At 69.9% G+C, this 14,641-nt stretch carries 13 protein-coding genes; 6 read left to right on the top strand and 7 right to left on the bottom strand.

Annotation, left to right across the window (positions count from 1 at the left end; translation table 11 throughout):
* Positions 1 to 20: 20 nt before the first annotated feature.
* From ACSQ1L_RS12350 to ACSQ1L_RS12330, 5 genes are all read right to left on the bottom strand, one after another.
* Positions 21 to 311 (bottom strand): GNAT family N-acetyltransferase, encoded by a 291-nt coding sequence (locus ACSQ1L_RS12350; protein WP_435995047.1) that lies wholly within the window; start codon positions 309 to 311, stop codon positions 21 to 23.
* Between the two features lie 108 nt (positions 312 to 419).
* Positions 420 to 818, bottom strand: coding sequence for a hypothetical protein (locus ACSQ1L_RS12345; RefSeq protein WP_435995046.1), 399 nt, complete (start codon positions 816 to 818; stop codon positions 420 to 422).
* Between the two features lie 12 nt (positions 819 to 830).
* Positions 831 to 1,520 (bottom strand): hypothetical protein, encoded by a 690-nt coding sequence (locus ACSQ1L_RS12340; protein WP_435995045.1) that lies wholly within the window; start codon positions 1,518 to 1,520, stop codon positions 831 to 833.
* 70 nt (positions 1,521 to 1,590) lie between these two features.
* A complete protein-coding gene (folB, locus tag ACSQ1L_RS12335; RefSeq protein ID WP_435995044.1) occupies positions 1,591 to 1,995 on the bottom strand; it encodes a dihydroneopterin aldolase in 405 nt (134 codons plus the stop codon).
* A 3-nt stretch (positions 1,996 to 1,998) separates the two neighbouring features.
* Positions 1,999 to 2,757, bottom strand: coding sequence for an SDR family oxidoreductase (locus ACSQ1L_RS12330; protein WP_435995043.1), 759 nt, complete (start codon positions 2,755 to 2,757; stop codon positions 1,999 to 2,001).
* A 154-nt stretch (positions 2,758 to 2,911) separates the two neighbouring features.
* Here ACSQ1L_RS12330 and ACSQ1L_RS12325 point away from each other — a divergent pair, with 154 nt between their 5' ends.
* From ACSQ1L_RS12325 to pgsA, 6 genes are all read left to right on the top strand, one after another.
* Positions 2,912 to 3,385, top strand: a complete 474-nt coding sequence (locus ACSQ1L_RS12325) for an NUDIX domain-containing protein (RefSeq protein ID WP_435995042.1) — start codon at positions 2,912 to 2,914, stop codon at positions 3,383 to 3,385.
* A 9-nt stretch (positions 3,386 to 3,394) separates the two neighbouring features.
* On the top strand, positions 3,395 to 3,841 hold the full coding sequence (locus ACSQ1L_RS12320; RefSeq protein ID WP_435995041.1) for a DMT family transporter: 447 nt from the start codon (positions 3,395 to 3,397) through the stop codon (positions 3,839 to 3,841).
* Positions 3,842 to 3,857: 16 nt separating this feature from the next.
* Complete coding sequence (uvrC, locus tag ACSQ1L_RS12315; protein WP_435995040.1) at positions 3,858 to 5,756, top strand: excinuclease ABC subunit UvrC; 1,899 nt, start codon at positions 3,858 to 3,860, stop codon at positions 5,754 to 5,756.
* 65 nt (positions 5,757 to 5,821) lie between these two features.
* Positions 5,822 to 8,881 carry a DUF3857 domain-containing protein gene (locus ACSQ1L_RS12310; protein WP_435995039.1) on the top strand — a complete coding sequence of 1,020 codons (3,060 nt, stop codon included), beginning with the start codon at positions 5,822 to 5,824 and terminating at the stop codon, positions 8,879 to 8,881.
* Positions 8,882 to 8,924: 43 nt separating this feature from the next.
* Positions 8,925 to 9,545 carry a carbonic anhydrase gene (locus tag ACSQ1L_RS12305; RefSeq protein WP_435995038.1) on the top strand — a complete coding sequence of 207 codons (621 nt, stop codon included), beginning with the start codon at positions 8,925 to 8,927 and terminating at the stop codon, positions 9,543 to 9,545.
* An 84-nt stretch (positions 9,546 to 9,629) separates the two neighbouring features.
* Positions 9,630 to 10,265, top strand: coding sequence for a CDP-diacylglycerol--glycerol-3-phosphate 3-phosphatidyltransferase (pgsA, locus tag ACSQ1L_RS12300; RefSeq protein ID WP_435995037.1), 636 nt, complete (start codon positions 9,630 to 9,632; stop codon positions 10,263 to 10,265).
* A gap of 18 nt (positions 10,266 to 10,283) precedes the next feature.
* Here pgsA and ACSQ1L_RS12295 read toward each other — a convergent pair whose 3' ends face one another.
* Together ACSQ1L_RS12295 and ACSQ1L_RS12290 are read right to left on the bottom strand one after the other, a co-directional pair.
* The gene (locus ACSQ1L_RS12295) at positions 10,284 to 12,365 is read right to left on the bottom strand and encodes a S46 family peptidase (RefSeq protein ID WP_435995036.1); all 2,082 of its coding nucleotides are present in this window, start codon (positions 12,363 to 12,365) and stop codon (positions 10,284 to 10,286) included.
* A gap of 164 nt (positions 12,366 to 12,529) precedes the next feature.
* On the bottom strand, positions 12,530 to 14,602 hold the full coding sequence (locus tag ACSQ1L_RS12290) for a S46 family peptidase (RefSeq protein WP_435995035.1): 2,073 nt from the start codon (positions 14,600 to 14,602) through the stop codon (positions 12,530 to 12,532).
* Positions 14,603 to 14,641: the final 39 nt, after the last annotated feature.

The raw sequence follows: 14,641 nt of genomic DNA, 5'->3' as shown, positions 1-14,641 counted from the left end.
TGATCGCGGCCCGTCCGATATCAGGCGGCCATCACGTCGTCGTACTCTGCGTGCCGCTTCAGCCAGACCACGGCGTAGCTGCACCGGGGCGCCAGCTTCAGCCGTTCGGCCCGGGCGTGCTCGGCCAGGGACCGCATGAAGACGCCCGCCGCGCCCGTGCCTCTCAGGGCCGGGTCGGCCTCGACATGAAGGATCACCCGCGTATTCCCCTGGACCGCATAGTCCGCGTGCACGACGCGGGTCTCGCCGTCGGTGTCGGCGAATCCCTGCTCGAACCGCTGACGGTTCAGGACGTCGCGGAAGTCGGTCATCGGTCGGGCTCCATCGTCAATGTCGGCAAGCCAACTCTGGATGATGCGCCGCGTTCCTCGCTGACCGGCGGTCATCAGTTTTCGTCGGCCTTCTGTGGTGAAGGCGCCTCAGGGCGCGCGGTCGCCGAGCAGGTTGATCAGGCCGAAGATGCTCTTCACCGTGAACCAGACGCTGATCAGGAACCACAGAATCCAGGACAGGATGAAGAACGGAATTCCGATGATGATTACCGACAGAAGGCCGGTGATCACGATCGCGATCCAGCAGGCGATGGTCCACCAGAACACCGACCAGAACAGCCGGATCTGGGCGTTCAGGTGCTCCAGCGGCAGGCCGGAGGCCGAGCCGCGTCCGGCGTAGGCGACCACCAGGCCGACCAGCACCAGCACGTTGGCGCTGGGGATCGACAGGATGTAGAGCGCCCAGGCGATCACGGCCGCGACCTTGCCTTCTTCGGGATGACCGGAGCGGAACCGGGGTTCGCGATCGGGAGGGGTGGAAGTCATGGCGAGGCTCCTTCAGATCCACCAGCCGCGGGGATCGGCGATCGGCCGCCCCGCCTTCAGCGCCCAGACGCCCGCCGCGCCGCGCACGACCAGCCACAGGGCGGCGAAGAACATGATCGCCGGGCCCAGGCCGAACGGCACGAGGAAGAAGATCAACCCGACCGCGACCGCCATGGCGGCGATCCACAGGGTCCGTTGCTGGTAGAGGAAGTGCGACAGCGACAGGGAGTCGTCCGGTCCGGCCCGGCCGGTGACGGCGAACAGTCCGATGACCGCCGACACCCCCATCGTGGGTACGGCGAAGAGGATCAGCGCATAGACGGCGTACAGGCCCATGCCGCCTCCGGGGATGGCCGCCGGCTCCCGCCGCCCGGATCGGGCGGAGGAGTCGGGCGTGGGTTCAAAGATCGAGGCGGCCGCGACTGGTTCGGGCGTCGACGCTTCGGGCGCGGGCGCGGGCTCGGGCTCCGGAGGCGCGACGTCGGCGAACGGCGTCACAGGCTCCGGCTCGACCGGGATGGAGGCGGCCACGGAGGCGGCGAACAGGTCCGGCTCCGGCCGGGCTTCGGGTTCAGGCGCCGGGGCCTGTTCGGGCCCAGGGTCGGCCGGCGTCCGGACGCGACCCTGCAGCGACGCCGGCGAGGCGAAGCCGATCAGGTCGTCATGATCGTCCGGAGTTTGCGGATCGCCGGGTTCGGCCATCGGAGGTCCTCGAGCTTGGAGTTCAGAATGACGGTCCGCCGCCGGGGGCGCAACCGCCGAACGCGCGGGCCTAGCGCGCCAGCGTCACTTCGCAGCCGGGGGCGACCGCGCCGTCCAGCGCGCCCGGCTTTTCGATCCGCACGACGCAGCGCCGCACCCGCGCGTCCGCGAGCATGGCCAGGGCCAGCCGCTCGGCGAAAGTTTCGACCAGGCCGACGTGGCCCTCGGCCACGATGACCCGCGCCGCCTCGGCCACGGTCTCGTAGTTGATGGTGTCGGCCAGCCGCTCGACGCCCGCCGGTACGAGGTCGAGGCTGACGTCGATGACCAGCCGCTGCAGACGGCCCAGTTCGTGATCGTGCACGCCGATGCCGGCCGCGACCTCCAGCCCCCGCACGAACACGGTCAGGCCCTCGCGGCGAATGCCGGGGGCGGCGTCGGCGCCCGGGAAGGGCAGGGGAGATGAGGCGGCCACGGGCTACTCCACGATGTCCGGGGTTTTCCAGCTCAGGTGCTGGCCCCCGTCGACGGCGATCATCTGGCCCGTCACCAGCTCGGCGTCCACCAGCCATCGCACCGCCGAGGCGACGGCCTCCGGGCTGCCGGGACGAGCCAGCGGCACGGCCGCGGCCTCGGCCTCGAACTCGGCCTCGCTCTGATGGGTCGAGGGCAGGGTCGGTCCCGGCCCGACGCCGTTGACCCGGATGCGCGGCGCCAGCGCCTGGGCCAGGGTCCGCGTCGCCCACCACAGGCCGTTGCGCGACAGGGCGTAGGAGATGAAACGCGGATCGGGCTTCAGCACCCGCTGGTCCAGCAGGTTGACGATGGCCGACCCGTCCGGCGCCTGGGCCGCAAAGGCCTCGGCCAGCACGATCGGCGCGCGCAGATTGGTGTCCATATGCGCGTCCCAGGTCGCCCGCGACAGCGCCCCGACCCGGTCGTCCTCGAACACGGAGGCGTTGTTGACCAGCACCGCCAGCGGTCCGATCGCCGCCACGGCGTCCGGGATCAGCCGTTTCGCGCTCGCCTCGACCGACAGGTCGGCGGCCACGGTCGCGGCGCGGCGGCCCAGCGCCCGCACCTCGTCGGCGACGGACTCAGCCGCCTCGCGGGAGCTCCGATAGTGGATGGCGACGTCGAAGCCGGCGCGGGCCAGCTCCAGACAGATGGCCCGGCCGATGCGTCGGCCCCCGCCGGTGACGAGGGCGGCGCCGGAACGGACCGACGGCTCAGTCAACCCGGCCGAACTCGATGAAGTTGATCGCGGCGAGAACGGCGACGAAGCCGAGGATGATGTAGAGGGCCAGCATGGGGAGCTCCTGTAGCAGGCGCCCGCAATAAAGCGCGTGGCCCCGCTGTTCAAGACGACGACAGGCCCTATCGTTCCGCCCATGACGACGTGGCGCACCCGCATCGAGCCTTTCACCCGGCCGCTGTTCTTCGCCCACGCCCGCGCCTCGCGCGGCATGACGCTGGGCGTGCGTGGCGTGGCGGTCGACGGCGAGGGCCGCGTCCTGCTGGTCAAACACACCTATCTGCGCGGCTGGTGGCTGCCCGGCGGCGGCGTCGAGCGCGGCCAGTCCTGCGAGGACGCCCTGGTCCGCGAGATGCGCGAGGAGGCCGGTCTGGTCGTAGAGGGTCGCCCGATCCTGCTCAGCGTTCACTCCAATGAGCGCCATTTCCGCGGCGACCATGTGCTGGTCTACCGCATCGACCGCTTCACCCTCACCGACCGCACCAGCCACGCCGAGATCGCCGACCTCGGCTGGTTCGATCCCTGCGCCCTGCCGAATGACACGCACCGCGCCACCCGCGACCGGCTGGCGGAAGTATTTGGCGATGCGGACTGCGCGACAAGCTGGTAGCGAACCTGCATGAACCCCTCGCTCCTCGCCATGCTCGCGGTTGTCTTCGGCGGCGCCGCCACGGCTCTCCAGGCGCCGACCAATGCGAAGATGATGGGCGCCGTCGGCTCGCCGGTGAACGCCGCCTTCGTGTCCTTCGCGGTGGGCACCGCGGCGCTCGGCATTCTCGCCGTCGTGCTGCAGGTCCGGCCGGACATCGCCGCGTCGCGCGCGCTGCCGTGGTACGCTTGGATCGGCGGACTCTACGGTGCGATCTTCGTGGTGGCGGCGGCCTGGGGCGTGCCGCGGCTGGGCGTGGCCACGACCATCATCCTGATGGTCGCGGGCCAGCTGCTGCTCGGCATCGTGCTCGACCATTTCGGCGTCATGGGCATGCCGAAGCAGCCGATCAGCCTCGGCCGCGTGGCCGGCGTGGGCCTCATGATCGCCGGCGTCCTTATGGTCCGCAAATTCTAGGCCTATATCGGACGGGATGACCGAGGAGACGATTTCCGCCGCCGAGACGCCGCCCGTGCCGCTGGTCGCCGCCGACCTGATCCGGGACGAGGCCCGGCGCGCACCCGACAAGCCGGGCGTCTACCGCATGTACGGCGAGGACGGGACCTGCCTCTACGTCGGCAAGGCGCGGTCGCTGAAGAAGCGCGTCCTGCAGTATGCGCAGGGCCGGTTCCACACCCAGCGCATCGGCTTGATGGTGTCGCTGACCCGATCGATGGAGCTGGTGATCACGGCCTCCGAAACCGAGGCCCTCCTGCTCGAGTCCAGCTTCATCAAGAAGCTCAAGCCGCGCTTCAACGTGGTGCTGCGCGACGACAAGTCGTTCGCTGAACTGATGATCCGCCGCGACCACCGCGCCCCCCAGGTGCGCAAGCATCGCGGCGCCCACACCATCAAGGGCGACTATTTCGGCCCCTTCGCCTCGACCTGGGCGGTCAACCGCACCCTCACCACCCTGCAGAAGGCCTTCCTGCTGCGCTCCTGTTCCGACAGCGTCTACGAGACCCGCACCCGGCCGTGCATGCTGCACCAGATCAAGCGCTGTTCGGCCCCCTGCACCGGCCTGATCTCGCTGGACGACTACGGCCAGCTGGTCGACGAGGCCGAGGCCTTTCTGCGCGGCAAGTCACGCGCCGTCATCGGCCGGCTGTCGAAGGAGATGCAGGCCGCTTCCGACGCCATGGATTTCGAACAGGCCGCCCGCGTGCGCGACCGCATCCGCGCCCTGTCGGCCATCTCGATGGAGAATTCGGTCAGCGCAGAGGGCGTCGCCGAGGCGGACGTCTTCGCCCTGCACTCCGACGGCGGTCAGGCCTGCGTGCAGGTGTTCTTCTACCGCGCCGGGCAGAACTGGGGCGGGCGGGCGTATTTCCCGCGCGTCGACCGGGCGGACACCGATCCGGAAATCCTCGCCGCCTTCCTCGGCCAGTTCTACGAGGACAAGCCGGTGCCGCGCCAGATCCTGTCCAACGTCGTTCCGCACGAGAAGGAACTGCTCGAGGAAGCCTTCTCGATGAAGGCGAAGACCGTCGACGGCCGGCGCGTGGTGACCATCGAGCTGCCCCGGCGCGGCGACCGCAAGACCCTGGTGGACCACGCCCTGACCAACGCCCGCGAGGCGCTGGGCCGGCGGATGGCAGAGAGCTCGGCCCAGGGCAAGATCCTCGAGGAGGTCTGCGAAGCGTTCGGTCTCGAGAATCGCCCCGAGCGGATCGAGATCTATGACAACGCCCACATCCAGGGGACCAACGCCGTCGGGGGCATGGTCGTCGCGGGCCCGGAGGGCTTCCGCAAGAACCAGTACCGCAAGTTCAACATCCGCGGCGACGACCTGACCCCCGGCGACGACTACGGCATGATGCGCGAAGTCATGCGCCGCCGCTTCACCCGCCTGGTGAAGGACGAGGACGAGGGCGAGGAGGTGGAGCGCCCCGATCTGCTGCTGATCGACGGCGGCGCCGGCCAGCTGGCCGAGGTCCAGGCGGTGCTGGCCGACCTCGGCCTGCATGAGATCGTCGCCGTCGGCGTGGCCAAGGGCCCCGACCGCGACGCCGGGATGGAGCGCTTCTTCGTGCCCGGCAAGCCGCCGTTCATGCTGCCGCTGAAGTCGCCCGCGCTCTATTACATCCAGCGCCTGCGCGACGAGGCGCACCGCTTCGCCAACGGCGCGCACCGCACCCGTCGCTCGATGGACATCAAGCGCAATCCGCTCGACGAGATCGAGGGCGTCGGCCCGGCGCGCAAGAAGGCCCTCCTGCACGCCTTCGGCTCGGCCAAGGGCGTCGGCCGCGCCTCGGTGGCGGACCTCATCAAGGTCGAGGGGATCAATCAGCCTCTGGCCGAACGTATCCACGCCTTCTTCCGCAAGGGGTGAGACCCGTCGCCTCTGGTGGTTCGCGCGGGCCGTGCTAAACCTGAGCGCGAGTAAGGGGGCGTGTGATGCTTGGAAGATTGTTCGTGGCGGTCGCCGCGTCATTGGCGATGCTTGCGACCACGGTGTCGGCGCAGGAGGTCGAGCTTGCGCCGGCGCCGGCCTGGGTGGCGGCGCCTCCGGTCGACACGCCGACCCCCGCCACCGGCGACGCGGCCCTGCGCACCCTGGCCATCGACCACCAGATCCGTTTCGACGCCGAGGGATCGCACACCTACACCTTCCAGCGCTTCCAGGTCCTCACCCGGCAGGGACTGAGCGGCGTGGGGACAGTGAGCCTCGCGTGGAGCCCGCCCCGCGAGACCATTCAGGTCCACGCCCTGCGTCTCATCCGCGACGGCCAGGCGATCGACGTGCTCGCCGGTCAGCAATTCGAGACGATCCGCCGGGAGAACAACCTCGAGTCCGCGATGTTGGACGGGCAACTGACCGCGACCCTCCAGCCGCGCGACATCCGCGTCGGCGACACCCTCGAACTGGCGTTCACCCTTCACGACACCAAGGGCGTGCTGGCGCCCCACCTCGAAGCCTTCGACGGCGTCAGCTCGGGCCAGACGATCGATCACTACCGCCTCCGCGCGAGCTGGTCGGACGACCACGCGATGCGGGTCGTGGCCTCCGAGCCTTGGGCGGACGTCCGCCCGCGTCAGGTCGGGCGCGACTGGGTCTATGAGATCGACTCGCGGAACCTGGCGCCCGAGCGGGTGCCCGACGATCTCCCGGTGCGTTTCACGCTTCTCCGCACGGTGCAGTTCACCGATTTCGAATCCTGGGCGGACGCCTCGCGATTGATGGCCCCGCTCTACGAGAAGGGCGCGACGCTCGAGGCCGACTCGCCGCTGCTGGCCGAGATCGAGCGTATTCGCGCGGAAAACGACACCGACGCCGCGCGCGCCATGGCCGCCCTGCGGCTGGTCGAGGATGAGGTCCGCTATCTCGCCCTCGCCATGGGCGAGGGGAACTACGTCCCCATGTCCGCCGACGAGGTCTGGCGCAGCCGCTACGGCGACTGCAAGGGCAAGACCGTACTGCTGCTGGCGTTGCTGGGCGGGCTGGGCATCGAGGCCGAGCCGGTCCTGGTCAGCACCGGTTGGGGCGATGGACTGGACGCCCAGCTGCCTCTTCTGGCGTGGTTCGATCACGTCATCGTTCGCGCGACCCTGGACGGCGCGGCCTACTGGATGGACGGCACCCGGATCGGGGACCGGAGCCTCGACGGCCTGATTCCGCCGCCCTACCGCTGGGGCCTGCCCGTGCGGCCGGCCGGCGCCGTCCTTGAAGCGATCGTCCAGCCGCCGCTGACCACGCCGACCATGGAGGTGGTGATGGAGATGGACGCCCGCGACGGCATCGACGCGGACGCCGCCCTGACCATGGATATCGTCTATCGCGGCGACTACGCCACCTCGGTGCGCCGCCAGTTCGGCAACATTCCGCCGGATCAGCTGGAGACCATGCTCAAGGCGCAATGGGACGGCGAGGAGGCTGGAATGACGGTCGAGGCCGTCGAAACCCGCTATGACGAGCCGGCCAACGCCTTCCATCTCATCATGCGCGGCGCTGCTCCGATGAGTTGGGTCAGCGGGTCGGGCGGCCGTGTCATGGCCCTGCCGGACTCCGCCATCGTTCTGCCGGCCCGGGCCGAGCGCAAGGGGGTTCTGGCGCGTTTCAGCGACCATCCCTATGCGCTCGATCACCCGACCATGGGGCGCTCGGTTTTCCGCGTGATCCTCCCCTACGAAGGCCGCGGCTTCCAGCTGGAGGGCGGCGACCAGGTGCTCGAAGGCGGCGGCTATCGGATCGAACGGCGCGGGACGCTGGAGAACGGCGTCGCCGAGGTTATGGTGACCACGACCAGCCTGGCGCCTGAAGTCACCGCCGACGAGATGGCCACGACCCGGACCCGGGCCGAAAACGCCTCGGCCCTGCCGCTGCGCCTGCGGGCGCCGGCCGATTACAGGGCGACCAGCGCCGACGCCGCCCGCCAGCAGCCGGGCTCCAGCGATATGGCTGATCTGATCGCGCGCGCCGAACGCCTCAGCGACGCCGGCGACGACGACGGCGCCCTGGCCTTGCTGGACGCGGCGCTCGAACGCGAGCCCGACAATGCGGAAGCCGTGCGGGCGCGGGGCCGGGCCCGCTCCGCGGCGCGCGATTTCGACGGCGCGCGCGCCGACTACGACCACGCGGTGGATCTGGACCCGGCCGATCAGGTCGCGGCGCTGGGGCAGGGGTTGGCGGCCTATGGACAGGGCAAGTACGGCGAAGCGATCGTCGGCCTGACGGTGGCGCTGCGGCTCGACCCCGCCGACGCCTCGGCCCTGTCGGCGCGCGGCGCGGCCTATTACCAGCTCGGTCGCTGGGACCGCTCCCTGGCCGACTATCGTGCGCTCAAGACGGCGCTCCCCGAGAGCGCCACCGGTCCGTTCGGCGAACTGCGGGCGTTGATCCGCCTCGACCGCGGCGACGAGGCCCGCGCCCTGATCGCGTCCAGGCTGGCCGATGACCCGACCGACGACGTCGCTCTGGACGCCCTGGTCCGTCTGGCGAAACGCGCCGGCAAGCCCGACGAAGCCTCGCCCGCCCTGGATGCCGCCCTCGAGGCGGCTCCGGGCGCGACCAACCTCCTCAGCCTCCGCGGCCAACTCCGCGCGTCTGTCGGCGACGCGGCGGGCGCGCGCAGCGACTTCGCCGCCATGCGCGATATCGGCGCGGGCGATCCGGTGATGCTGAACAATGTGTGCTGGGCCCAGGCGCTGGAGGCTTTCGACCTGGAACAGGCGCTGGCCGACTGCGACGGGGCCCTGTCAGCCGGCGAGGCGGCCTTCATCGACAGCCGGGCCATGGTCCTGCTTCAGATGGGCCGCTACGACGAGGCCCGGGCCGACTATGAGCGGGCGCTGGCCGCCGCGCCCGACCAGACCCCGTCCATCTATGGCCTGGGCCTGACCCGCCTCGCGCTGGGCGACGAGGGCGGTCGCGACGATCTCGCAAGGGCGCGGGCCCGGGACGTCGATGTCGCGGAGGATTTCGCCGTGTTCGAGGCGCGTCATCCCGATCTGAAGTGAGGTCGGGCTGGCGCGGCCGCGAGGTTTGAGGCATGGCGAGTCCATGAACGAGTCATCCGATGAATTGACTGCGGGCTATCGACGTTTCCGCGCTGAACAGTGGCCGGCCGCCAAGGCCGAGTACGAGGCCCTGGCCGCGCACGGACAGAAGCCGCACACCCTGATCGTCGCCTGTTCCGACAGCCGCACCGATCCGGCCCTGGTGTTCGACGCCGCCCCGGGCGAGCTGTTTGTGGTCCGCAACGTGGCCAATCTGGTCCCGCCCTATCAGCCGGACGGCAAGCTGCACGGCGTCTCGGCGGCGCTGGAGTTCGGCGTCCGGGTGCTGGAGGTCGGACGTATCGTGGTCATGGGCCATGCCTATTGCGGGGGCGTCCACGCCATGCTGCACGGGGCGCCGCGGGGCTGCGAGGACTTCGTCCGCCCCTGGGTCGAGCAGGCGACCCCGGCGGTTCGCCGGGTGGCCGAGGCCGTCGAGCCGGACCAGGTCGAGCGCGTGGCCGAGGAGGCGGTGGTGCGCCTGTCGCTCGAAAACCTGCGCACCTTTCCGTGGATCGCAGAGCGCGAGGCGGCGGGCCGGCTCACCCTCGCCGGGCTGCATTTCGGCATCGCCGACGGCATCCTGAGGGCGCTGACCGGTCCCGGCCGCTTCGAAGCGATCTGACCTCGTCCATCAGGCCCGATTGCGGTCTGCCTCGCCTCGCGCATCGAAGCGTGGCACATCGGCGTTGAAGCACGGATGCAGCCCATGACCCCGACTCACCACGCCAACCCCATCCCGAACATCCTCACCGGCCTGCGTCTGGTGGCCGGGGTGGTGATGTTCCTGATCCTGGCCGGGGCGGCGCCGCAGGGCATTCCGATCCTGTCCGACTACCTCAGCCCGGACGACCAGTTCCGCTTCGGACGCACCGCCTTCATCATCTTCCTCATCGCCGCCTCGACCGACTGGGTCGACGGCTTCCTGGCCCGGCGCTGGCACGCGACGACCCGCTGGGGCGCGATCCTCGATCCGATCGCCGACAAGGTGCTGGTCACCGGGGCGATCCTCGGCGTCCTCGCCTGGGGCTCGGTGCCGCAGATCGCCATCCCCTGCGGCCTGATCCTGTTCCGCGAGTTCGCCGTCTCGGCCCTGCGCGAGACCGTGGCGGGCAAGGTCAAGCTGCCGGTCACCCTGCTGGCCAAGTGGAAGACCACCCTGCAGATGGTCGCCCTGGCGGCGCTGCAGCTGGTGCTGCTTTGGGACGGCTTCGGCCTGCCGCTCGAGTGGCAGCCGCATTTCCAGACCTTCGCCTACGTCCTGATCTGGGCCGCGGCCATCGTCACCCTGTGGACCGGCTGGCAGTATTTCTCGAAGGCCCAGCAGAAGATGAGCCAGCTCTAGCCCGCGAAAGCAGGGCGTCTATTCGACCCCCAGTTCCTCGACCAGCCGCTCCATCCCGTAGACGTCCCGCAGCGCCGCCGTCACCGCGCTGGTGGTCACGATCACCGAACGGTTGACGTTGCGGTCGTAGCCGTAGGCGTTGCGCTGGGTCAGGACGGTGGAGTCGAAATTCGCCCCCAGCAGTTCGCCGGCCTCGTTGACCACCGGACTGCCCGACGAGCCGCCGATGGTGTCAGACGACACCGCCATGTCCAGCACCGTGTCGGGATCGATCCGGTCCTTCGCCGCCAGCAGTTTGGGGGCCACGTCGAACGGCGGCGCGCCGGTCGCCCGGTCCCACAGGCCGGCGAAGGTGGTGAAGGCGCCGAACCGCTGTCCCGGCACGTCCGAGCCCTCGATCCGGCCATAGGTCAGCCGCAGGGTGCCGGTGGCGTCCGGATAGACGGTGTCGCCATAGGCCGCGAACCGCGCCGCCGCCAGCTGCTCGGACGCCCGCGCCGTCGGCGCCTCGACCCGCGCCTCCCAGTCCGCCCGGACCGTCCGCGTCTCGTCCTGGATCGACAGCAGGTACTGGATCAGCGGATCGTTCGAGGCCTCGATCGCCGCCAGCCCGCCCTCCCACAGCGCCCGGCGCACCGCCGGGTCGGCCAGCGTGGTGCCCTCGACCAGGCGCGCCCAAAGACCCTCCGGCGACTCCTGGCCCAGCAGGCCCCGCACGCGGGGGTCATCGACGGTCAGCCACTCGCGGGTCTTGGACAGCCACCATTCCAGCCGAACCTGCTCCAGCGACGGATAGACCGGACGCTCGGCGAACAGGCCCGACTGCGCCGCCGCCAGACGGCTGTCGGCGTATTCCGGCAGGCGCTCCGCCGAAGGCTTGGCCCGCTCCTGCGCGCCCCGCACCAGCGTCCGCGCCCAGCTGAACAGCTGCGAGCCGCCGCCGACGGAGGTGGTGCCCATGCCGGTTCCGCCCTCCAGCAGGGCCATGGCGGCGTAGGTTTCGCGCACGATCGGCTGGACCGTCGCCAGCTCAGCCCAGGGATCGGAGCCGGCGGCGTTCGGGAGCGCCGCATACCGGCCGCGGAAGTCGGCCTCCGCCTCGGCCTTCATGCGCATGAAGGCCGGATCGACCAGCGCCGCCATCCGCCCCCGTCCGCGCTTGTAGGTGTTCTCGACGCCCGAGATCGGATCCATGGCGATGAAGGCGTTTTCCTCGCTCTCTTCGGAGAAGCGGATCAGCCGCCCGCGCAGCTCCGAAGCGATCAACTGGTCCAGCGGCAGGACGACGTCGCGGATGGTCGTCAGCTGGTCCATGGTCAACAGCCGCTGGGTCGAACCGGGGCTGCCCGAGACGAACACCGGCGTGCCCTCGACCGGCTTGTCAGCGTTCCATTTGAAGTGGGTCGGCGTGACGGCCGGCTGGTCGTTCTCGTACAGGCGGATGAAGGCCGCATCGATGGCGAAGCGGGGGAAGCTGAAGTTGTCCAGGTCGCCGCCGAAGGTCGCGGCCCGGTCCTCGGGCGCGAAGGCCAGCCGCACGTCGGTGTAGCGGCGGTACTTGTACAGCTTGAACTGGCCGCCCCGGTACAGGCTGACCACCTGGCACCGCGTCGTCGCGTCGCCGGCGCAGGCCTCCTGCTCGATCCGGCCCGACTCGGCGTCACGCGCCTGGGTGAAGGCCTGTCCCTCAAGCCCCGCGCCCGCCGCGTGCATCCGCTCAGTTACATCGGTGATGTCGGTCAGGATCTCGGCCGTGCCGCCGGGGCATTTCAGCTCCTCCTCGCGGCTGCGCGGGGTGAAGCCGGTCTCGGCGTAGTTCACCGCCTGCGTCGACAGGTTGGCCACGCAGCTGGCGACGCAGTGATTGTTGGTCATCACCAGGCCTTCGCCCGAGACGATGCCGGCCGAACAGCCCCCGAACTTGACCGACGACAGCCGCACCCGGTCCAGCCACGCCTGGTCGATGTGGGTCCCCAGCGTCTGGTTGGCCCGCGCGATGGGGAAGTTGTCGAACGTCCACATGCCTTCTTCGGCCTGGGCGCCCGAAGCGGCAGCGAAGGCGAGGACGGCGGCCGAGGCGGCAAGGGCGAGGTGGCGCATGGTATTCTCCTTCCTTCTCCCCTCGGGGGAGAAGGTGGGCCCGAAGGCCCGGATGAGGGGGCTCTTTCAGCATCCAGAACGGAAAAAGAGGGCAGGCGTCAACCTGCCCCCTCAACCGTCTCGCTTCGCGAGCCACCTTCTCCCCAGTGGGGGAAGGATTTTCGTCAGGGGCGAACCCCCAGCTCCTCCAGGATGCGCGGGTTCGGATAGACCGTTCGCAGGGCTTCCGTGATCGCCGCCGTCGACACCGACACGGTCCGGTTCAGCTCGCCATCGTAGCCGAACGAGCCGCCCAGCGAGTGGATGTTGCCGTCGAAGGCCGCGCCGATCACCTCGCCCTCGGCGTTGACCACCGGCGAACCGGAGTTGCCGCCGATGATGTCGTTGGTCGAGACGAAGTCATAGACGACCTCCTTGTTCACCCGCGCCTCGTTGTCGGCGAAGGCCTGGGCGAGGTTGAACGGCTCCGACCCGGTGGCCCGCTCGTAGAGGCCGCCGATATAGGTGAACGGCGGCACCGTCACGCCGCGATAGGTCCAGCCCTTCACCTCGCCGTACGACAGGCGCAGGCTGAAGGTCGCGTCCGGATACTGGTTGGTGCCGTAGACGGCGAACCGGGCCTGGGCGACCTTCTCGGCCGCGCGGGCGGTGGGCGCGTTGACCTCCGCCGCCCAGCGGTCGGCGATCGCCTTCGCGGCCGCGTCGTTGGCCGCGACGAAGGCCAGCAGCGGATCGGCCGCGGACAGCTGCTCCACCGTCATGCCCAGCGCCTGCCGGCGGAATTCCGCGTCGTCCAGTTTCGTGCCGGAGATCAGGCGGTCAGCCAGCGCCTCGGGGCTCTCCCGGCCCAGCATCGCCTTCACCTGCGGATTGTCGACGGTCAGATACTCGCGGGTCTTGGACAGCCAGTAGCGCATCCGGATCTCTTCCATGTCGGTCGAGACCGGGGTGTCCGTGCCGAGCGCCTCGGTCAGGCGGGCGCGCTGCGCCTCGGTCATGGCCGGGTTCTTGGCGGCGCGGATCAGACCGCGGGCCCACGAATAGAGCTGCGAGCCGCCGCCGGCGGCCTGTTCGAGCTGGCGATAGGGCAGATACAGGTCGGTCGCCGTGGTCTGGACCCGCGCCAGGTCGGCCCACGGGTCGCCGATCTGCTGCACCAGGTTGGGGTCGGCCGCGACGCGGGCGCGCAGCTCGTCCTCTTCGGCGCGCTTCCGGGCCATGAATTCGGGATCCGTCAGGGCGCCCTGCTGGCCGTAGTAGACCTTGAAGCTGTTCTCGAGGCCGAAGATCGGGTCGAACGACACCCTCTTGGCCTCATCGCCGGTCAGCGAATACTCCAGCAGCCGTCCGCGCAGTTCCGAGTTCTGGATCAGGGTGACCGGCAGCTGCTGGTCGCGCAGCCGCTCCAGTTGCGCCATGGTCAGCAGGCGCGAGGTCGAGCCCGGGTTGCCGGCCACGAAGGTGACGTCGCCTTCCTTCGGCGCCTCGGCGTTCCACTTCAGGAAATTCGGCGACTCGATCGCCTTGCCGTCCTCGTAGGCCCGCAGGAAGCCCGCATCGAGGGCGTAGCGCGGGAAGTTGAAATTGTCGGGGTCGCCGCCGAAGAAGGCCGCCTGGTTCTCGGGCGCGAACACCAGCCGCACATCGTCGTATTTGCGGAACTTGTGCAGGCTGTACTGGCCGCCCCGGTACAGGCTGATCACCTGGCAGCTGAATTTGTCGTCGCCGGCGCAGGCTTCGTCCTGGATCTTCGTGATCTCGGCCTGACGCGCCGCGTTGAAGGCGGCGCCTTCCAGTCCCTGGCCGGCGGCCTGGACGCGGGCCGTGACGTCGACGATCTCGGTCAGCACCTCGGCCGTCTGGCCGGGGCAGCGAATCTCTTCCTCGCGCGCGGCGGCCGTGAAGCCGTTCTTCACATAGTCCTTCTGCGCGTCCGACAACTCCTGGGCGCAGCCGACCACGCAGTGCCAGTTGGTCAGGATCAGCCCCTGGTCCGATACGAACGACGCCGAACAGCCCTGGATACGGACCGACGCGAGCCGCAGGCGGTCCAGCCACGCCTGGTCGATCCGGGTGCCGTATTTCTCGTTCACCGTCTGGATCGGGAAGTTGTCAAACGTCCACATTCCCTCGTCGGCGCGGGCCGACGTGGGCGCGGCGGTGACGGCCAGGGCGCCGGCGACGGCGGCGATGGACGCGGTCACGGCGACGGCGGATCGAAGCGAGCGAAGGATCATGCGGGTCTCTCTCTGGCGCGCCCGGCCTTTGCCGGGATC

Origin of the sequence: Brevundimonas sp. LjRoot202 (assembly GCF_964253355.1) — a bacterium.
Classification (GTDB): Bacteria; Pseudomonadota; Alphaproteobacteria; order Caulobacterales; family Caulobacteraceae; genus Brevundimonas.
Note: the sequence above shows the minus strand (reverse complement) of the source record. Positions and strands in the feature narration are given on the sequence as shown.